Source organism: Variovorax sp. GW821-FHT10D07 (genome assembly GCF_059415325.1).
The window spans coordinates 379,924-398,736 of the sequence record NZ_JBWKMZ010000001.1 but is presented as its reverse complement, the minus strand read 5'-3'; the positions used below and the strand labels follow the sequence as shown (position 1 = coordinate 398,736).

The 18,813-nt window shown below is 63.8% G+C and carries 18 protein-coding genes and 1 pseudogene; 6 read left to right on the top strand and 13 right to left on the bottom strand.

Annotated elements, in window-relative coordinates; translation table 11 throughout:
* Positions 1-9: 9 nt before the first annotated feature.
* The 4 genes from AC07PU_RS01875 to AC07PU_RS01860 all read right to left on the bottom strand — a co-directional run bounded on the left by AC07PU_RS01875 (position 10) and on the right by AC07PU_RS01860 (position 4,610).
* Positions 10-1,185 carry an acetyl-CoA acetyltransferase gene (locus AC07PU_RS01875; RefSeq protein ID WP_431514352.1) on the bottom strand — a complete coding sequence of 392 codons (1,176 nt, stop codon included), beginning with the start codon at positions 1,183-1,185 and terminating at the stop codon, positions 10-12.
* Positions 1,186-1,215: 30 nt separating this feature from the next.
* The gene (locus AC07PU_RS01870; protein WP_495314764.1) at positions 1,216-2,457 is read right to left on the bottom strand and encodes an MFS transporter; all 1,242 of its coding nucleotides are present in this window, start codon (positions 2,455-2,457) and stop codon (positions 1,216-1,218) included.
* 4 nt (positions 2,458-2,461) lie between these two features.
* Positions 2,462-3,640 carry an alpha/beta hydrolase family protein gene (locus AC07PU_RS01865; RefSeq protein WP_489040430.1) on the bottom strand — a complete coding sequence of 393 codons (1,179 nt, stop codon included), beginning with the start codon at positions 3,638-3,640 and terminating at the stop codon, positions 2,462-2,464.
* Between the two features lie 88 nt (positions 3,641-3,728).
* Positions 3,729-4,610: a DMT family transporter gene (locus tag AC07PU_RS01860; RefSeq protein WP_495314761.1), complete on the bottom strand. Its 882-nt coding sequence runs from the start codon at positions 4,608-4,610 to the stop codon at positions 3,729-3,731.
* A gap of 95 nt (positions 4,611-4,705) precedes the next feature.
* Here AC07PU_RS01860 and AC07PU_RS01855 point away from each other — a divergent pair, with 95 nt between their 5' ends.
* A complete protein-coding gene (locus AC07PU_RS01855; protein ID WP_495314759.1) occupies positions 4,706-5,557 on the top strand; it encodes a LysR family transcriptional regulator in 852 nt (283 codons plus the stop codon).
* 453 nt (positions 5,558-6,010) lie between these two features.
* Here AC07PU_RS01855 and AC07PU_RS01850 read toward each other — a convergent pair whose 3' ends face one another.
* Positions 6,011-6,412, bottom strand: coding sequence for a hypothetical protein (locus AC07PU_RS01850; RefSeq protein WP_495314757.1), 402 nt, complete (start codon positions 6,410-6,412; stop codon positions 6,011-6,013).
* 180 nt (positions 6,413-6,592) lie between these two features.
* Positions 6,593-6,901 (bottom strand): hypothetical protein, encoded by a 309-nt coding sequence (locus AC07PU_RS01845; protein WP_495314755.1) that lies wholly within the window; start codon positions 6,899-6,901, stop codon positions 6,593-6,595.
* Between the two features lie 506 nt (positions 6,902-7,407).
* Here AC07PU_RS01845 and AC07PU_RS01840 point away from each other — a divergent pair.
* From AC07PU_RS01840 to AC07PU_RS01825, 4 genes and pseudogenes are all read left to right on the top strand, one after another.
* Positions 7,408-9,093, top strand: a complete 1,686-nt coding sequence (locus AC07PU_RS01840; protein ID WP_495314753.1) for an amidohydrolase family protein — start codon at positions 7,408-7,410, stop codon at positions 9,091-9,093.
* Positions 9,090-10,814, top strand: coding sequence for a caspase family protein (locus AC07PU_RS01835; protein WP_495314751.1), 1,725 nt, complete (start codon positions 9,090-9,092; stop codon positions 10,812-10,814). Before AC07PU_RS01840 ends, AC07PU_RS01835 begins: the two co-directional genes overlap by 4 nt.
* Positions 10,815-10,841: 27 nt before the next feature.
* Positions 10,842-11,765, top strand: coding sequence for a serine protease (locus AC07PU_RS01830; protein WP_495314749.1), 924 nt, complete (start codon positions 10,842-10,844; stop codon positions 11,763-11,765).
* Positions 11,766-11,945: 180 nt separating this feature from the next.
* Positions 11,946-12,492, top strand: a pseudogene (locus AC07PU_RS01825) (tyrosine-type recombinase/integrase); the annotation flags it as partial.
* A 232-nt stretch (positions 12,493-12,724) separates the two neighbouring features.
* Here AC07PU_RS01825 and AC07PU_RS01820 read toward each other — a convergent pair.
* From AC07PU_RS01820 to AC07PU_RS01805, 4 genes are all read right to left on the bottom strand, one after another.
* A complete protein-coding gene (locus AC07PU_RS01820) occupies positions 12,725-13,039 on the bottom strand; it encodes a hypothetical protein (protein WP_495314747.1) in 315 nt (104 codons plus the stop codon).
* Between the two features lie 118 nt (positions 13,040-13,157).
* Positions 13,158-13,439, bottom strand: coding sequence for a hypothetical protein (locus AC07PU_RS01815; protein ID WP_495314745.1), 282 nt, complete (start codon positions 13,437-13,439; stop codon positions 13,158-13,160).
* Between the two features lie 139 nt (positions 13,440-13,578).
* Entirely contained in the window at positions 13,579-14,001 is a 423-nt protein-coding gene (locus tag AC07PU_RS01810; RefSeq protein WP_495314743.1) for a GNAT family N-acetyltransferase, read from the bottom strand.
* A gap of 439 nt (positions 14,002-14,440) precedes the next feature.
* On the bottom strand, positions 14,441-15,673 hold the full coding sequence (locus AC07PU_RS01805) for an MFS transporter (RefSeq protein ID WP_495314741.1): 1,233 nt from the start codon (positions 15,671-15,673) through the stop codon (positions 14,441-14,443).
* 122 nt (positions 15,674-15,795) lie between these two features.
* Between AC07PU_RS01805 and AC07PU_RS01800 the strand changes: the two genes are divergently transcribed.
* Entirely contained in the window at positions 15,796-16,734 is a 939-nt protein-coding gene (locus AC07PU_RS01800) for a LysR family transcriptional regulator (RefSeq protein WP_495314739.1), read from the top strand.
* Between the two features lie 61 nt (positions 16,735-16,795).
* Here the strand turns inward: AC07PU_RS01800 and AC07PU_RS01795 are convergent, their stop codons facing one another.
* From AC07PU_RS01795 to AC07PU_RS01785, 3 genes are all read right to left on the bottom strand, one after another.
* A complete protein-coding gene (locus AC07PU_RS01795; protein ID WP_479669436.1) occupies positions 16,796-17,206 on the bottom strand; it encodes a hypothetical protein in 411 nt (136 codons plus the stop codon).
* A 160-nt stretch (positions 17,207-17,366) separates the two neighbouring features.
* The gene (locus AC07PU_RS01790) at positions 17,367-18,008 is read right to left on the bottom strand and encodes a hypothetical protein (RefSeq protein ID WP_495314736.1); all 642 of its coding nucleotides are present in this window, start codon (positions 18,006-18,008) and stop codon (positions 17,367-17,369) included.
* Positions 18,009-18,032: 24 nt separating this feature from the next.
* Positions 18,033-18,398 carry a VOC family protein gene (locus AC07PU_RS01785; RefSeq protein WP_093347087.1) on the bottom strand — a complete coding sequence of 122 codons (366 nt, stop codon included), beginning with the start codon at positions 18,396-18,398 and terminating at the stop codon, positions 18,033-18,035.
* Positions 18,399-18,813: the final 415 nt, after the last annotated feature.

The window sequence follows — 18,813 nt, the reverse complement described above, 5'->3', positions numbered from 1 at the left end:
GCGCCGCACTCACGAGGCCGGCTCCAGGATGCTGAGGTAGCTGGCCACCGCCGAGCCGCCCATGTTGAACACCGCGCCCATGCGCGTGCGCTCGACCTGCATGCCGCCGGCCGTGCCCGAGAGCTGCATCGCGGCCATCACGTGCTGCGACACGCCGGTGGCGCCGATCGGATGGCCCTTGGACTTGAGTCCGCCCGAAGGGTTGACCGGCAGCCGACCGTCCTTGCGCGTCACGCCGTCGAGGATCACGCGCGCGCCCTCGCCGTGCGGCGCGAGCCCCATGGCCTCGTACTCGAGCAGCTCGGCGATGGTGAAGCAGTCGTGCGTCTCGACGAAGCCCAGGTCGTCGAGCGAGGCGCCGGCCGAGGCCAGGCCCTTCTTCCACGCCATCGCTGCGCCCTCGAACTTCGTCGGGTCGCGCCGCGACATCGGCAGAAAGTCGTTGACGTGCGTGCGCGAGCGCCAGCGCACCGCGGGCACCCTGGCGCCCGCGAGCGGCTCGGTCGACAGCACCAGCGCGGCGGCGCCGTCGGACACCAGCGAGCAGTCGGAACGCTTGAGCGGACCCGACACGAAGGGGTTCTTGTCCGAGGGCGTGCGGCAGAAGTCGAAGCCGAAGTCGCGCCGCATGTGGGCATAGGGGTTGTGCATGCCGTTGGCGTGGTTCTTGGCCGCGATGGCTGCGAGCGCATCGGACTGGTCGCCGAAGCGCTCGAAGTAGTTGCTCGCAATGCCGCCGAAGATGCCCGCGAAGCCGGCCGGGTCGGCGCCCTCCTCCTTCACGTACGAACACTTGATCAGCGTGGCCGCCACCTCGGGCGTGCGCAGGCCGTTCATGCGCTCCATGCCGATCACCAGCGTGCGCTTCATGCGGCCCGCGGCCATGGCGTCGAGCGCGGCCCAGATCGCGGCCGAGCCGGTGGCGCAGGCGTTCTCGCAGCGCACGGCCGGCGTGTGGCGGAACTCGGGCATGGCCACCGCGGGCAGCGAGGCCGTGAAGTCCTGGCCGACGAAGCCGGCGTTGAAGTGGCCCACGAAGATGCCGTCGATGTCCTCGGCCGCCACGCCCGCGCTGTCGAGCGCGGGTTGCACGGCGTCGCGGATGAGCTGCTCGAGCTCGGCGTTGTCCAGCTTGCCGAAGGGCGTGTGGCCCCAGCCGACGATGTAGGCGTTGTCGTTGCGCATGATGTCTCCTGGAAGGAATGGAAAGCGGATTCAGGGCACGGCGGGCCGCGCGGGCACGGGCCGGCCATGACGTTGTACCAAGGTCAGCGCGATCGTGCCGGCCGCGGCCGCGAGCACGCCGGTGGTGAGCGACAGCACGGCGGCGCTGCCGCTGCGGTACATCAGGCCCATCCAGCCGCCGCAGAGGAAGGCCGCGCCCGCGAAGATGAAGCCGCCGAGCGCCGAGGCCGCGCCGGCCTGCAACGGGAACGGCGTGGCCATGCCGACATGGCCGCAGGGCTGATGGATGCCGTAGGCCAGCAGCATCAGCCACAGGCCCGCCGTGAGCGTGCCGGCCGTGTGCGCGCCGGCAAGCTGCGGCACCACCAGCAGCAGCGCCGCCAGCAGCGACAGGAAACCGGCGCGCCGCACCGAGGTCACGATGCCGTGCGCCGCGATCCAGCGCCGGCACAGCATGGTGCCCGCGAGGTAGGTGACCGAGGCGCCGCCGATCACCAGGCCGAAGCCCACGCGCGAGACGCCGAAGGTCTCGATGAAGAGGTAGGCCGAGCTCGAGAAGAAACCGAAGTTGGCCGCGTAGCCGAAGGCGTTGAGCAGCGTCCACGACTGGAAGGCCGGATCGCGCGAGATGCGCGCATAGCCCGCGAGCAGCGGGCCGAGGCGCAGCGCATCGGGCTTGAGCGAGCGCGCGGTCTCGGGCACGCGCGCGAGCACCAGCAGCGCGCCGGCCAGGCCGCACAACGCCATCGACCATAGCGTGGCGCGCCAGCCCAGGGTCTGCGCCAGCAGCGCGCCGGTTACGGGGATCAGCATCGTCAGGCAGGCCAGCACCGACATCGCGACCGTCATCACGTGCGTGCCATGCTGCTGCTCGAACAGGTCGCGCACGATCGCGCGGCCGCAGACCATGCAGGCCGCGATGCCCAGGCCCTGCGCCGCGCGCGCGGCGATCAGCACCTCGATGTTCGGCGCCATCGCGCCCACCGCGGCGCCCACCGCGTACAGCAGGAAGCCCGCCACCAGCACCGGCCGGCGGCCGAAGCGGTCGGAGGCCGGGCCCCACAGCAGCTGGCTCAATCCGAAGCTGAACACCAGCACCGCGAGCGTGAGCTGCACCACGCCCACGCGCGCCGCGTACTCGTTGCGGATCGCGGGCAGCGCCGCGAGGTAGAGGTCGGTGCCCAGCGGCTGGACCGCGGTCGCGAGCGTGACCACGCCGACGACCAGCGCCGGCCCCATCGCAGCGACTGCGGCGACAGTGCCGGTCTTCACGGACTCAGCGCTCGAGCAGGTTGCGCTCCTGCAGCCAGCCGCGGATCAGCGCCGTGGCTTCCTGCAGCAGCTCGGGCTGGCCGGCATAGTAGTGGGTCGCGCCCTTCACCACGCGAAAGAGCTTGTCGGGCGAGGCCGCGGCCTCGAACAGCATCTTGGGATGCGTGGTTGGCACCGCGTCGTCGGCGCTGTTCTCGATCACCAGCAGCGGCACGCGGATGCGGCGCGCGCCTTCGAGCCCGTTGCCGCAGGAGTCGTCGAGCGACCATTGCGACAGCCAGCTGCGCAAGGTGGTGAAGCGCGCGAGCCCGACCGGCCCGGAGTTCACCGTTTCGGGATTGCCCATGTAGCACCAGCGCGGCCGGCGGTCGTTGGGGTCGAGCGTGGGATCGAGAAAGCGCGGATCGGCCAGCGTGCGGTGCACGAGGAAAGGCCGCTCCATCTCGCCGGTGTTGCGCGCCTTGAGCTCGGCCAGCTTCGCCCGCGCCCAGGCCGTGATGCGGCGCATGCGGTCGAGCTGCGCCACGCGGTAGCGCTGGATGTAGGCCGGCGAATACGGCGGCTGGTTCGGGTTGCGCGGGTCGTAGATGTCGAGCTCGACCTCGCGGTCGTCGGGATTGAGCTCGTCCTTCACCGAGGGATCGATGGTCTCGGCCAGCAGGTGCGCACGCGAGAGGTGCGCGGCCTGGTAGATCACCGCGTCGGCCGGGATCAGTCCCTTGCCCTTGAGATCGACCGCGTCGCCGGCCGGCGTGTGCGTGATGCGCGGATCCTCGGCCTCGGCCTGGTAGCTCACCGCCAGCGCCCCGCCGCCCGACCAGCCCACCAGCACCACGTGGCGATAGCCCCAGACCTGCTTCGCATGGCGGATGTAGGCGCTCAGGTCGAGGAACACTTTTTCCATGATCAGCGCCGTGTCGTTGCGCTGGTAGCGGCTGCCCGCGCACAGCACGTGCGCGCCGGTGGCCGCCATCGCGCGCGGCACCGGCAGCAGCTGCAGCGTCGACGCGGGATGCATGAAGACCATCAGCGTGTCGGACGCCTGGCCCTCGGGCCTGAAGCGGATCGCCTCGAGGTTCACCGCGCCCTGGTTGCCGGAGAAGCCGTAGGTCTCGGTGAAGGCGGCGTGCTCGTCGTACTGGAGGTGCACCCACTCGGTCTGGACGGTGAAGGACTCGGTCATGGGGGGAATGTAGGACTGGGCGGGGGGGATGGCAGTCCCCCGGTGGAGGTACAGGGGTCCGGCCTTCCTGGCCGAGTGCGCAATCGGCCTACCCGCGCGAAGCCCCGGTCGCCGCAATCACGATCCCCACCAGCACGGCCAGCAGCCCCGCGACGAGGTTCCACCGCAGCGGCTCCGCCAGCAGCCAGGCCCCCACCAGGCCCGCCGCCACCGGATTGACCGTCACCGAGATCGCCACGCGCGTGGGCGTGGTGCGGCCCAGCGCGAAAGCCCAGAGGAAGAAGACGATCGCGCCACCGAACACGCCGAGGTAGGCGATGGCCAGCCACTGAGCCGTGCCGAAGGAAGCCACGGGCGCGAAGCTGCCGCCCTGCCAAGCGATGCCGGTGAGGCACAGCGCGCCGACCGCCATCGCCACGGCGGTGAAGGTCAACGGCCCCGAGCGGCGAATCAGCGGGCGCGAGCCCACGCTGTAGAACGCCATGCACAGGGCGGCCGCGAGCATCAGCAGGTCGCCGCGCCAGGCATCGGGCGGCGCGGTGCGCAGTCCCGACAGCAGCGCCAGCCCCACGCCCGCCATCGCGACCAGCACGCCGACCGTCTTGCGCCGCGTGAAGGGTTCGACGCGCAGCACGCCCGCCACGGCCATGGTGAGCAGCGGCAGCGCCGACAGCGCCAGCGCGCCGCGCGCGGCGGTCGTGTGGTGCAGCGAGGCATTGAAGAGCAGCGGGAACAAGCCGAAGAACAACAGCCCCAGCCCGGCGGCCGCGGGCCAGTCGCGCGGCGCGGGCCACGACTCGCCGGTGCGCAGCAGCGCCATCGGCAGCAACAGGCAGAAGCCGATGCCGAAACGAAAGGCACCGAGTGCCACCGGATCGATGACGCCCGCGACATAGCGCGTTGCGCCCACCGCCGCGCCGCCCAGCGCACTGGACAGCATCGCGGCCGCGATGCCCAAGAGTTCTCCCACGCCCGTGCTCCCTGATCGATGAAGTGACAGTAGCGTAGGCAGCCCTCTATCATCAATCAATGGAATTTATTTGGTCACCCTGATCAACGAATCGAATGAGCATCCCGACGCTCGACCCCGAGCTGCTGAAGGCCTTCGTGGCCGTGGCCGACCATCGCTCCTTCACGCGCGCGGCAACCGCGCTGAACCGCACGCAGTCGGCCGTGAGCATGCAGATCAAGCGGCTCGAGGAGCGGCTGGGCGCCGCGCTCTTTCACCGCACCAAGGTCAACGTCGACCTGAGCCTCGCGGGCGAAGGGCTGCTCGGCTATGCGCGCCGCATCCTGCTGCTCAACGACGAGGCGGTGGGCCATCTGCAGCAGCACAAGGTCGAGGGCCGCGTGCGGCTCGGCGTCATGGACGACTACGGCAGCTTCGTCGTGCCGCCGGTGCTCGCCAGCTTCGTGGCCGCGTACCCGCGCATCCACATCGAGATGGAGACCGGCCTGACCGCGCGCATGCCCGAGCGACTGGGCGAGGACTTCGACCTCGTGATCGCGATGCATCCCGAAGGCCAGGGCGGCGGCGAGCTGCTGCGGCGCGAACAGGCGGTGTGGGCCACGTCCGTTTCCCAATCGGTGGAATCGCAGGACCCGCTGCCGGTCGCGCTCTATCCGCAGGGCTGCCTGTTTCGCCAATGGGCGACCGAGGCACTCGATGCGTCGGGGCGGCCATGGCGCCTGGCCTTCGTGAGCCACAGCCTCGCGGCCGTGGAGTCCATTGCGGCGCAGGGATTGGCGGTGACGGTGGTGAAGTCGGGCACCTTTCCGCCGAGGCTGCGGGCGCTATCGGAGCGCGATGGCATGCCGCGGCTGCCTGGGGCGGATATACGGCTGCATCGGGCGGCGGGTCTGTCGCGGGCGGCTGGGTTGTTGGCGGATCACATCGTGGGGGCTATTGGGCTCTGACTGGTGCGATCAGCGAGCGGCAATCAGCATTGCGAATGGCGACGGCAAAAGGCCCTTGCTTTACGGCTGTGAACTGTGCTGGCGTTCGCAGAGGTAGTCGACAGCTTGCAGATTGGAGATTGGCTCAATGGTCTGAGTCAGAGGCGGCTTTTTGCGCTCCATCTCGGACATTGGTCGCACCGAAAGGCAGGCGATCAATGCAGGCGGATTGAAGATCTCAATAGCCTTTTCAGAGACTTGCCGCGGGAGTCGGCTATGCAGCGAAAGCCGACGTTGGACAAGCAATGACCAACCGACAGCTGACCGCCAAGTTGCAGTAGTTCACGCCAACTGTTGGTGTTGAAGAAGAACCTGTGCAAGACAACGCCACCAACACTACGCAGAAGCAAAAGCGTGAACGCCACGCGTACGTCAGCTGCTGGCAGACAGGTCGCCGATTCTTAAATGTAAGCATCAGAGCTTGTCGCAGCCGGGCTTCGCAACCAAGTCGTTGTCCGCGGCTTTGGCGGCCGCCACGCACACCGCGTACCTCTGTTTGGCCGATTCGAGTTTCGACGATTCTTGCAAGGCGGCGAATTCTTTGGCGTCTAGGTTTTTGAACGCATCGAACACGCCGCCGATGGCTGTGAAGTAAGCGCCGATGACGTCTGCTGGCAGTTTCAGCAAAGCAACCAACTCACCGTCTGCATCGCGCTTGAACTTGGTCGGTACACCGTCTTCGAACGTGATCTCCACAGCGTTGTTGGCGAAGAATGACGAGCCTGTCGGCAAAAAGTAGCTCTGCGCAGCCGGCACATAAAGAATGGACGCGGCGTCGATCCCGTGTCCCTTGGCGACCACCAGCAGCGCTTCCAATTGTCGATAGTAGATTCCAGCACGTCGCTGTGATGCGGTCGTCAGATCAGTGGCAGACCGTGCGGTGTTCTCGGTGCCATTCACTGGCGCTAGACGCTTTATCGTGACCTCCACTTCGCAGGCCGCGTTACGAGTGCTGGCGGTCGACAAACTTAAAGTGTGACCGCCATCGCTGTCGGACTACACTTGGAAAGTGTGATTACCATCGCCGTTGCAAACACCGTTCTCGCGCGATTGATTGGCCATGCGATCGCCAGTCAAGGCGGCGCGAGACGAGGCGAGATTCTTGAGCGCATCCGATACGCCGCTTGTCAACGTACCGGTCGATGACGTCAACAAGCCATTTTTCATCTCGAAATTGGTGACGTTCTTTGCGAGCCCGTTGGCCTCATGGTTCAGAACGAATGCAGCGCTGCGATCCGGATAAGCGGTGGTCGCGTTGAGCGTCACGCCGGTCAATTGGCCGCTTGCCACGGTGAGCGTGACCACGACGTCTTTCTTAGGCAGAAAGTAAACGAGTCCAGCGTTGGAATCGTCCGGACGCAGATGGCTCGACGAATAGCTCGAGCATCCAGCCAAACCACAAGCCAAGAGCGCGGATGCTGCCAAGTACAGAGTGAGTCGCACGACGTTCCTTTGTTCAACGATGTTGCTGTATGGTGCGCACGAGAATGATCACGTTCGTTGAGTCAGAGCGTGCTGGGTTGGAAATTGATCATGCAACCAGAGCGGACTTCGCGCGACAGCGATCGTCGTGATCACTGTCAGTTCCCTCGAGTTCGGCCACAGGGCCGCCAGCGCATAGAACGTGGCCGCTGCACCGCGACGCATTCGGGAACTGCCTTTGGTACGATTGTCCAGCTTTGATCCGGTAAAAATCTCCACACTTTTTTGGATTGACCTTTGATTGCTTCTGTTTTAGATTGCCGTCGGAAACTGCAATAAAAACTTACAGCCGATGACGGCTGCGGTAGCCAACGCGTCTGGAGGAGTGCATGACCAGCGGACTGCATTTGGATCGGCGCCAGTTTTTGGCGCAGGCGGGAGCCGTCGCGGCCGGCGGATTTCTCTTTGGCGGATGCACGTCCGCTCAAGTCCAACCGAGTGCGGCTCCAGCGCCTTTCTTGGTCGATGTTCATTGCCACGTCTTCAATGCTGCGGACTTGCCAGTTCGTGGTTTCATCCAGCGCGTGGCGCTCGGAGACGAAGAGAATCAAGTTTCGATCGGCCCATCGGAACGCGCTGCGCTGCCGTGGCTGGCCGCCGTGCTCATCGAGATGATCGGCACCAACGCCAAAACCGCCGATGCCGAGCTGGCCGAGATCCAGCGCGGCGGTTCCGCTGGACAAACTGACAGAGCCGCCGCAGCATCGCAAGCTGAGCAAGCACTGACAGATTCCATCAGCACGGTGCTTGGCACCGGTGGAAGCGATCGCCGAAGCACTCCGGCTGCACCGTTACCAGCGAACAGAACCGGTCGCTCGGTCTTGCTGTCTCGCATCGACCAAGAAATTGGTCGCACGAGCCGGTCCAGTCTGGTTACGTCCGACGATGCGCGCGAAATGGCACGCGGATTGCTGACCGGCAATGGCGCGATCTCGCGGTACGTCCAGTGGGTTAAGACTCTGCTTCTCGATCGCCGAGATACCGTATCTCAGCTGGTGTCGCTGTACGCGCCGAACGGTAGATCGTGTCTTTTCACCCCGGCGCTCATCGACTTCAGCTACTGGCTCGAAGACGAACCAAGGTCCGATCTGGAATCGCAAATTCGCGTGATGGAGATGATCCAGAGATCGCAAGCGCCAGCGGCGGTTCGTTGCTTCGTGCCGTTCGATCCATGGCGACAGCTGGTCGGCACCAGTGCCGCCGAGCAGAAGCAAGCGCTTGAGCTCGTCAAATGGGCCATCGAAGACATGGGCTTTCTCGGCGTCAAGCTGTATCCGCCAATGGGCTTCAAACCGACCGACAACGCTCGCGTTCGCCAGAGCTATCCGAAGCGCGCAAAGCGCATTGCCGGTTTTCCGGCTCGGCTCGATGGTGCTCTCGGCCAACTGTATGAATACGCACAGGCATCAGGCGTGCCGATCATGGCGCACACGGCGCACAGCAATGGTGCGGCAGCTGGCTATTCGGATCGTGCAAGTCCGCAAGGTTGGCGGCCAGTGCTGCAGCGCTATCCAAAGCTCAGCGTGAACTTTGCGCACTTCGGTGGATTCGAGCAGAGCAGAGCCAATCCAGCTTCCGTCGACTGGGAGACTCTCTTCAGCCGGCTCATCAAAGAACTCGGAAATAACCGTCTCTTCGCGGACATGAGTTACTTAGCGGAGCTTCTTCCAGATCGCGATCCGAAGATTGCAGACCACGTACGCCGATCGTTGCGTCAGTATGTGCAAGCGAACGACCCTAAGGTGCGGTCGTTGATGTATGGAAGCGACTGGATCATGCTCGGAAAAGAGCAAGCGTTCGAGAGCTATGAGAGCGCAATAGCCGCCGAGCTGACTGCGTTGCCGATGACACAAGCACAGACCGGTCGCTTCTTCGGCGGCAATGCGATCCGCTATCTCGGCTTGAAACAAGGCCATGCCAACCGCCAGCGAATCGACCAGTACAACGCGCGCCATGCACTCTCTGCTAAATGGCTGGAAGAGATCGATGCGTTGCCGATAGACTTGACGTCATGACCACGGTCCTCGAACGCAATTGCCGTCGGCGTCTCAGCGTCTTCTTATGTCTGTGCTTCGCTGCATTGCACGCCGCAGCGCAAGACTATCTTTTCGAGAAGCAGCCCGCTCGGCTCGCACTGGTGCTCGGCGTCGAGACGTACCAAACGCTTCCGCAGTTGCCGAGCGTGAAAGTCGACAAGCAGGAGATTGCCAAAAAGCTGATGGCCCTTGGCTTCACGGTCACGGTTGCGCCGGATTTGCAGTCCATGAATCAGCTTGAAGAAGAAATTCTGCCCGCGTTCCGCCGCACAATCAGCGAAGGCGACATTGTCTTGTTCTACTTCTCCGGGCACGGTTTCGCGTACGGCTCAAGCAACTACATCGCGCCGGCGAATCTCAAGACGCCTGTTCAGTATCTGGATTTGACCAACTCGGCTGCCGCGCTGGAGAGCATCCAAGACTATCTTGGTAAGCGGCAGCCTGGCGTGCTGCTGATGATGGTCGATGCGTGTCGGACCATCGCCAACTTTGTCATACGCGGTCCCAACAACGAGAATCTTGTCGGCAAGGGCACAGGAGACACGCCGAGCAGAACGAGCAGCATCAACACATTGGTCGGTTTCGCTGCGAAGCCTGGAACGGCTGCATTGGCCAGATCACAGCCTGGACGGATGAGTCCGTTCACAGAAGGCTTGGTATCTCGCCTGCCGTCGCCGGACACTGAGTTTGGTGTCGTATTTAAAGAAGTCAGCACAGATGTTCTTAGTGCAACTGGCGCGGCCCAGCAGCCTGGATTGATGGATTGGTCGCTTGCCAATCTGTACTTGCAGCCGACCAGCACCATGTTGGCGAACCAAAAAGTGGCATGGGAATCTGCGCTCGGCACCGGTCGGTTCTCGGAAATCGATCGCTTCGCCATTCGCAATGCAACCAGTTCGTTTGCTGCAGCGGCACGCCAGTGGGTCAGAGACCATCCAGAACTGGCCGATTCTCAGCAAGCATCGCTCGTCTCTCCAGCCGCCATCGAGCGTCTCTGGGGCCCGAACTCGCAGCAGTTTGATATCTCATGGGTCTCCACTGGACTCGGATTCGAGCAGCGCTACGTCGAACCGTCGAGCGCTCGCTTCAACAATGAAAATTTTGGTTTCGTAAACGCTGGGTACGACATCAAGGCATCGGCGCGCGCCGACGTCTACAACCAACTCGCTGCATACGTCGCGCACGGCTCAGCGGTCGCGACGACCGATCTCGTTGCGATGGTCAATCCGTCAAGCAGCGCCGGACTCACAAGAACCATTCCGGCTGGCTCGCGGCTCGTCGCTCAGAGCGTGGAACGCCGTACTGACGGCTCCGCATGGCTCGCAGCGACGTTGCCCGGCAGTGACGACCGTTTCTACGTGACGGCGCTGAACAAACCAATCATCAACATCCATCCAGGCGAAAGTCTTCTGGAGGTGGTCGCGCCTCCTTCTCCCGATGGATTTGAAGACCTGCTCGATCCGCGTTCGCTTCAAGATGCGCTGGCTCGCTTGCGCAGCGCAAAGCGCACCATCTCGTGGGTCTCGATCGCTACCGCAAAGTCGCCCAACGCGAAGACCGCAGGCGCAAGGCAAGCGCGGGCCAACCACGCGTTGTACTTGCTTAGAAAAAGCGGCGTCGATGAAAAGCGGATCACCACGCTTTTTTCCGCTGCAGACATGACCGGAGACGGTATTCGCGTACGGTTCTTCGGTCGCTGAAGCCATTCCCCCAAACACGAGGTCTTCATGAAACACTTCTTTCGCGCTGCGTTGCATATCGGACTGGCGGCTGGCTTCATGAGCGTGAGCTTTGGCGCGCAACCGCAGCCAGCTTCGACCGCATCCAGATTGGCGGACACGCCGATTGTCGGATCAGATGACTATGTCGACACCGTGAAGGCTTTCTTCGAAGGTCGAGAGCCGAAGATCGTGAGCGGGAAGCCGGCGCCGATCTCTGCTTTTCCGTGGCAAGTATCGCTTGGAATCTCTTGGATCGCAGACGACTATCGTGCGCACTTTTGCGGCGGAAGCGTTTACTCGGCTACTTGGATCGTTACAGCGGCGCATTGTGTGGCCAAGACGTCCGCTCGCGACGTCATCGTGACGGCTGGCACCGATCATCTCGGCAAGAACGGTATCCGTCGAAATGTGCGCCGCATCATCGTCAAGTCCGACTATGTAGCCAAGACGCACGACAACGACATCGCATTGCTCGAACTCACTTCTCCGCTGCCGATGGACGACATCACGAAGATCAAGTCCATTGCGCTGTTGTCTAGCGGCGAAGATCAACTGGCACTTAAAGACGGCGTCTCGCTCGACGTGTCCGGGTGGGGCGCGACGCAATTCGGCGGCGAGAGCGTTCGGAAGCTCCAATTCGCCACCATCCCGCTGGTTGCGACAAAGATGTGCAACAGAGCGCTCGCTTACGACGGACAGATTACCGACAACATGATCTGCGCCGGCCAGATGAGCGGTGGCACCGATTCGTGCCAAGGCGATAGCGGCGGTCCGCTCACATTGGAATCGTCAACCAATCCAAGGTTGGCCGGCATAGTGAGTTGGGGGGAAGGCTGTGCGAGGCCAAACAAAGTGGGTGTCTACACCAGAGTGGCCAACTATGTTTCGTGGGTCGCTGCTTGCACGGCAAGCCCTGCGTCCTGTCCATAGGCACCGCTTGGCTTGTCGCAGCCCATGGGCTCAAGGGCGCCCGCGTTTGATCAGCATCTAGTGCGACGGACAAAATTCCAGCGGTGAATCCCAGTGAGCGCAATCTCATGAGTCGCCACCTGCATTCAGCTTCGGGCAACTACTTCGATGCTGCAATAGCTGCGGCATTGGACCGTGATAGCGATGCGCACGCGATCTGAAATGTGCCTATCCCGACTGCTTCCAGATAGAAACCGGACCCTCGAACTTGCACTGTTCATTCTCGGAATCGACAGCAAGCATCGCGGCTGTGATCTCGTTTCACTCAAGGGTGTGATATGAGCCATGCGAACCAGATCGCCTCTCGCGCCGTCGTGATGCGGCACAAGACACAGCGCCCCCTACAGTTCGAGATTATCGCCGGCGCCCGTGAGGCTCTCGTGAGGTGAATCCAGCTTGCCGAATTGAAGTCCAAGGACTTCCTGTTTCCAAGTCGCATCCACGGCTCGCCGCACTTGGGCATGCGCCGATACGCCCGGATTCTTGACCACTGGGTGGTCGAGCTCGGTCTTAACCCGGCAGACTACGGCACCCGCGACGCACGAAGACAACGCTGATCTGCCGAGGGATCAAGAACTTGCGCGCGGTTTAGCTGATGTTGGGGCACTCGAAGCTCGAATCGACCGTGCGCTACCTCGCCATCGAAGTCGATGACGCGTTGGAGATTTCGGAACAGACCGAAATCTGACGCCGGTTCACCCAACTTGTTGTGTCGACGTGCGTGAGGTAAGCGCTGGCCCCTGCTCAACCTCAACGCGACATCTCCCGTCGCCGCGCAACTTCAGCTTCATGGATTCGACCCGCCATTCGACGCTTGGTGTTGCATCGACCGGTTGAATCCGCCGTCTAAAGCGGACATCGGTTACACCAGGCTTGAAGCTTTCTGCGGCTGGTCAAAGCCATTGCGGTAGCCGCGTCCTTCAAGGCACAAGCACCTCTATCGATCCCAACGAAAAAGTCACTTTGGCGCTGATGCAAAGCTTGAAGAGTTTCTCAAGCCCCGCGGCCTTCACACGGCCAACCAGGAGCAGGCTTCCCGCTGACGTTTCCACATCAAGTGAGCTCAGACCCACCAGCGCGATATTCCATCTCGCCGTACCGGCCACTGAATAGTCGAAAGAGATCGCCCCCTCCGCCGGAGCAAAGCGGCAAACCACATGGTCTTCTCCGGAGGAAAAATCGAAACACCGGATGTCATAGTGCCAGTCTCCGGTCGTGCTGGCGTACTCGGACACACTGGCAGTCCCAAAGAACGACTCAAACTCGGCAAGCTCAGGATGGAGGTCTATTCGATAGCTAGCGTGAGCGGCGAATGGACAGGCAGGATGAAGACCGGTAGCAGGCGCTCTCTGATCAGTCACGACTGCGAAATGAACGAGCCTTCTTCGCCACAGCAATCGCAGCCGACACCAAAACCGCGACCACGGATGCCAACGTCAGCAGCAGCCCTCCAACGACTGAGAATATGGCGATGCTCCCGCCCGAAAACGAGATGAGCCCGAGGCTTGCCAGCAACGTAACGAGCAACCATGCGAAGGTGGACAGGCGCTGACCTGGGGCGCGAAATCCGTAGACAAGGCATGCGAGGCTCAGCACACCAAGAGGCGCAAACAACACGACGATTTCAGATCCCATGCGCCACTTCGGTTTGGGTTGCAACAGGCCTGATCATTGAAGTCGGCGTTGTCGAAATGGAACCCGCACTTCGACCTGCATTATGTGCTTCGCCCTCGCTCATCCAATGAATTCCCACCATGGTCAGCAAGCACTACAACTACAGCGCCTTCTTCATATACGCCACATAGAAGCCCTGAACGTAGTCATCGATCCGCCCGAACTCTTCATAACCCTGCTTGAGATAGAACTCACGCGCCTGCCATTCGAAGGTATTCAACGTCGCATTCCGAGCACCCAGCTCGCGGGCTTTCTGTTCCGCCGTTTCGAGCAACCTTCGACCCAGGCCTTGATGCCGAGCCGCGTCGTCCACGAACAGCAGCTCCACGTTCAGCCAGTGCAATAACACGAATCCGCGCAACCCTCCCACGAGCCCACCCGTGTCGTCCTTTGCGCTGACCCAGACCGGCTGCACCTGCCCGTACTCGCCGACAAACTGATAGTTGAACTGCCGCATGCGGCGGCCCAACTCGCCCGAGTGCACCTCTTCAGCGGTTGGGGTGTAGATCTCGAAGTTGCTCATGATTCAAGAGCCGGCTTCCAGCCGGCAGCGGTAGTCAAAGCCAGCGAGACGCGGCGTCACGCGCATCCATCTCGACCGGCGCACGCGACGCGATGAGCGTCGCAGCAAGATAGGCCCCGGCAACGGCGACCAACGGGCGGACCACTTCCTCGCCTCCCGCCTCCCGCCACCAGATGCCAGATGCCAGATGCCAGATGCCAGGGAAGATTGAACAGCGCAACAGTCCCCAGACCGGTGAGCAATCCGAACTGCGAGCCCTCCCGATACAGCGTCAAGGTTCTGCCAAGGCAGGGCATCGCGAATCGGGGCTCTCCGCGCAAGCGTCGCAGCAAGGACATGGCCGTCTCCTCGTCTTCGGGTTTCTTTGCGCGCATCGTGCCATAGAGCCGGGTGCCCGTTCCGGACCGCCGCGCCGTCAGCACCGGGCCAGGGCCCGATCTCAGCGCGTCGAGGTGCGACGCCGATTCGAAGGGAACGCGCTGGCACGAAAGCGCCACGCAACCCATGCTCCCGCGCATGCCAGCGCCGCCATGAGCCAGGGAAACACCGCACTGCCAACGGTGCCGAGCAGCACGCCTCCCAGCAGTCCGCTGGCCGCGAAAGACAGGTTGAAGACCGTGACCAGCATCGACTGCGCGATGTCGGACGCGTCTCCGGCCGCATCGGCCAGCGCGGTCTGCAGCAACGTGGGCGCGCCGCTGAAGCTCAATCCCCACACGCACACGCCTATGAACACGAGCGCGAAGGATGAACCGGCCTCTCCCAGCGCCACCCCGACCGCCGCGAAGGTGCCGAGCGACCCCAGGAGCAACGCGCGCAGGTGGCGGTCGACGAGCCAACCCACGCCCCAGAGGCCGATGGCCGTGGCCAGCCCGAAGCTCAGCAACAGGGTATCGAGCCGGTCGAGCAGGCCGCGCTGCGCGAGGAATGGCGCGATGTACGTGTAGAGCAGGTAGTGCGCGAAGATCCAGAGCATGACGATCAGCAGCACCGGCCCGACACCGGGCGTGGCCAGCACCCGGCGATAGTCCGCCCGCTCGCCGCTGTCCCGGCCCGGCAGGTCCGGAACGCTCGCGCGCACCCAGGCCACCAGCACCAGCCCGATCGCGGACATGCCGCCGAACATCCAGCGCCAGCCGATCTGACGACCGAGCCACGCGGCCAGCGGCACGCCGAACGACAAGGCCAGCGGAATGCCGACCATGACGATCGCCAGCGCGCGACCTTGCAGGCGGCTCGGCACCAGGCGCCGGGCACAGGTCGCCAGTTCGCTCCAGGCCAGGCCGGTCGCGAGGCCGACGACGAGGCGCGTAGCCAGCGAGAGCGCCAGGTGGGTGGAGAGCGCGGTCACGGCATTGCAGGCACAGAACCCGGCCAGCGCGAGCAGCAGCACCTTGCGGCGCGACCACGCACGGGTGGCCGCCGTGAGCGGAATGGCGGCCAATCCGGCGCCGAGCGCGCACAGCGTGACGAACTGTCCGGCCCAGGCCTCGGACACCCCCAGGCCCCGCGCGATCTGCGGCAGCAGGCCCGCGGGCACCGCCTCGTTCGCCGTGGCCATGAAGCTGGTCAGGGTCAGCGCGAGCAGCGCGGCCCAGGGCAGCCGCGTGGCCGCATCCGGCTCGGAAGAAAGGTCGCTGGGGCGCGATGCGGCGCCGATGGCTCGTGTCATGTCGGATGCTTCCTGTGTGTGCGGGGTCCTGGTCAGCCAGGACGGAAGCCGGCAGTGTGTGACTGCGCTCCAACTTTGAGAATTGGGCGGAAAATTGAATGAACTTCAAATCCAAGTGAAAGATGGCAACCGATCGATGGGGCGACATGCGCCTGTTCGCGGAGACGGCTTCGACGGGCAGCCTCTCCGCCGCCGGACGCAAGCTGGGCTTGTCGCCCGCGGCGGCGAGCGCCCGGCTGAAGAAGCTGGAGACGGCCTTGCGCGCGAAGCTGCTCGACCGCACGACCCGGCACCTGCGGTTGACCGAGGAAGGCCGGCTCTATCTGGCGCACTGCGAGGTCGCGCTGCAGAGCATCCATGAGGTGGAAGCCCTGCTGCGCGAGGGGCAGGGCATGGTGCAGGGCAAGGTCAGGATCTCGGCCTCCACCGACTTCGGGCGGCAGGTGCTCGATCGGTGGCTGGACATGTTCGCGAGCCTTCACCCCGGCGTCCGGGTGGCATTGACCTTGACCGACTCGGTGTCGAACCTGCACCAGGACAACGTCGACCTCGCGATCCGTTTCGGGCAGCCCGAGAACAGCGCCCTGGTCGCACGGCGGCTGGCACCCAATTGCCGGGTGCTCTGTGCCTCGCCCAACTACCTGGAGCGCCGCGGCACGCCACGCACGCCCGAGGCGCTTGCGGGCCATCGCTTCATCGTGCTGGTGACCGCGGCCGGGCCGCTCAACGAATTCCACTTCGCGCGAGACGGCGAGACCTGGCAGCACACGGTGCCGATGGCCGATGCATGGGAAACGAACGATGGAGGACTCGTGCGCGCCTGGACGCTGGCGGGACGAGGCATAGCGCGCAAGACGATCTGGGATGCGGCCGAGGATGTACGGTGCGGCCGGCTTCGGATCCTGCTACCGGAGTACGTGGCGAAGGAACCGGGTGTGTACGCGATACGGCATGCCACGCAGTACATGGTCCCGCGGGTGCGGGCGCTGCTGGACTTCCTGGCCGAGCAATTCGCACAGGAAGCCGAGCGGATGCGGGATATCTGGCCCGGCGAACGCTAGGCCTGCAGCGGCTGCGGCCACTGCAAGGCGCCCGCTCGCGCGGGCACCTTCATGGGCTTTCTCAGCCCTTCATGGCCTTGATGTCGACCTTGGCCTTGTCGTGATCGGCCTTGGCCTGGTTCACGCAGGCGCTCTTGGCGTCGCCCGACTGGTCATCGCACTTTTCCTTGGCGACTTCGTAGGTGGCCGTGGCCTTCTCTTCGGCAACCTTCTTGGCGTGGCCGGCGGTCGGCTTGTATTGCTGTTCGAGTTCGGCCTTGGCCACGTTCTCCGTGCCCTTGGCCTGCTTCTCGCAGACGTCCTTGGCGTTGTCCTTCATCGTGTCGCACTGGGCCTTGGCGACCTTGTAGTCGGCCTCGATCTTTTCCTTGGCGACCTTGTACTGGTCCTTGGTCATGCCGTCGGCTGCGTTGGCTGCGCCCATGGCGAAGAACGACGATGCGATGGCGAGAACGAGAAGATGTTTTTTCATGAGAAGGCCCCTGTCTGGTTGAGTGTCTTTGTCACCGAGCCGCCCTGTGCGGCTGCAGTGAATGCACTCTAGGAAAACAGGGGTGCCGAGCAGGTAGGACGACGGCGCTCGGGGGACTAGGCAGACGCCACGGCTGCGCGCAAGCGCAGAGAGGGCGCGCTCAGTTCTGCACCGTGACCCATACGGCCCGCGGGTCGCATTGCCGCGCGCATGCGAACACGTAGACTTCGTTGCCCAGAAACAGCACATAGCCTCGGGCCGAAGAACCGTCGGGCTGCTCGGGTGCATCGGGCAGCTTGAGAAACTGGAAGCTGTCGCTGACCTGGCAAACGAATTCCATCGCCGAGCCGCACGAACAGGTGAAGCTTTCTTCATCCTGCACCCACTCGGGCTCGCCACCCACCGCGATGCGGTAGTACTCGTCGGCGGGCGCATCGGCCACCACGAGTTCGGCGGTCTGCAGAACGGGGGGACTCGGCACGCGATGCATGGCCCGCGGCTTCTCGAGCGATGCGAACCAGTGGCCTTCGCCCTGGTCCCAATAGGCCGGCGGCAACGCCTCGAAGGACTCGAAGCTCGGGATCTCGTTGTGCTCGGGGCACATCAGCACCGACAGCCGGCTTCCGTCGACAAACGGCAGCTCGGCCGCACGAGGCAGCGTGAACTGAAGGAAGGGAATCATCTGCCGGTCGCACTGGGTGCAACACGGCAGCCCTTGACCCTCGGGCGCCAGGTAGGCGCCGCCCACGGAGTCTTGAGGAGATTCGCTGTCGAAGCGCAGGTTGAAGAATTTCTTCGGCACGTTTTCTTTCCTTGGGTCAGGCCTTCAGGGCTGCTGCACGATCTGGATCTCGTTGCCCGCCGGGTCGCGCAGCGTCGCGAGAATCCCGCCCCATTGCTGCCGCTCGGGAAGTCCGCTGAACGCGACGCCGAGCGACGAGAGTTCCTTGTACTTCGCGTCGATGTCCTTCACGTCGAAGGACAACCCCGTGAAGCGTCCCACGAGCACCTGGTCCTCCGTCGGGGCGTCCTCGTCGACACGCTCGACCACCAGGCTCAACGGCCCCGAACCGAACACGCAGTAGCCATGTTCGCGCCCGTCGGCCTTCAATGGCAGGCCCAGTGTCTGTTCGTAGAAACGGGCGGCATCGCCGAGGTCCTGGACGAAGATGCGCGCGGTGTGAAGTTCCATGGTGCCTCCCCGGGGCTGTGTGGTTGCGGACGAACGGCATGCTAGACGCGGGCCTCGCCTGCGGCAAGCTATCATCGCCCCCATGACCTCGCCCTTCCACGCCCCCGTCGCGTATTACGCCGCCTATCGATAGGCGGCACGCTTGGTCATGAGCTGACGATGCCGCCGCAAGGCGGCATTCGTTTTTTCGGCGGTCCTCCTTGCGGCATTCAACCCAGGAGAGCCCCGATGACAACACTTTCGACTTCATCCGCTGCGCAGGCGCAGCCTCGTTCACCCGCGTTGGCGACGCTCATGCAGCGCGGCTTAGTAATCGTTCTCGGTGACGACGCACGGCAACGAGAAGGCCCGTTTGCTGGCACGCGCCGCGTGCAAGGAGCAACTGCGACTCAAAGAAGCTTCACAGGCTCGGATC

Bases quoted from the DNA above. Each gene is read 5' to 3' on its own strand.
- AC07PU_RS01875 (WP_431514352.1), bottom strand. From the start codon at position 1,185: ATGCGCAACGACAACGCCTACATCGTCGGCTGGGGCCACACGCCCTTC.
- AC07PU_RS01865 (WP_489040430.1), bottom strand. From the start codon at position 3,640: ATGACCGAGTCCTTCACCGTCCAGACCGAGTGGGTGCACCTCCAGTAC.
- AC07PU_RS01855 (WP_495314759.1), top strand. From the start codon at position 4,706: ATGAGCATCCCGACGCTCGACCCCGAGCTGCTGAAGGCCTTCGTGGCC.
- AC07PU_RS01840 (WP_495314753.1), top strand. From the start codon at position 7,408: ATGACCAGCGGACTGCATTTGGATCGGCGCCAGTTTTTGGCGCAGGCG.
- AC07PU_RS01835 (WP_495314751.1), top strand. From the start codon at position 9,090: ATGACCACGGTCCTCGAACGCAATTGCCGTCGGCGTCTCAGCGTCTTC.
- AC07PU_RS01830 (WP_495314749.1), top strand. From the start codon at position 10,842: ATGAAACACTTCTTTCGCGCTGCGTTGCATATCGGACTGGCGGCTGGC.
- AC07PU_RS01815 (WP_495314745.1), bottom strand. From the start codon at position 13,439: ATGGGATCTGAAATCGTCGTGTTGTTTGCGCCTCTTGGTGTGCTGAGC.
- AC07PU_RS01810 (WP_495314743.1), bottom strand. From the start codon at position 14,001: ATGAGCAACTTCGAGATCTACACCCCAACCGCTGAAGAGGTGCACTCG.
- AC07PU_RS01805 (WP_495314741.1), bottom strand. From the start codon at position 15,673: ATGACACGAGCCATCGGCGCCGCATCGCGCCCCAGCGACCTTTCTTCC.
- AC07PU_RS01800 (WP_495314739.1), top strand. From the start codon at position 15,796: ATGGCAACCGATCGATGGGGCGACATGCGCCTGTTCGCGGAGACGGCT.
- AC07PU_RS01795 (WP_479669436.1), bottom strand. From the start codon at position 17,206: ATGAAAAAACATCTTCTCGTTCTCGCCATCGCATCGTCGTTCTTCGCC.
- AC07PU_RS01785 (WP_093347087.1), bottom strand. From the start codon at position 18,398: ATGGAACTTCACACCGCGCGCATCTTCGTCCAGGACCTCGGCGATGCC.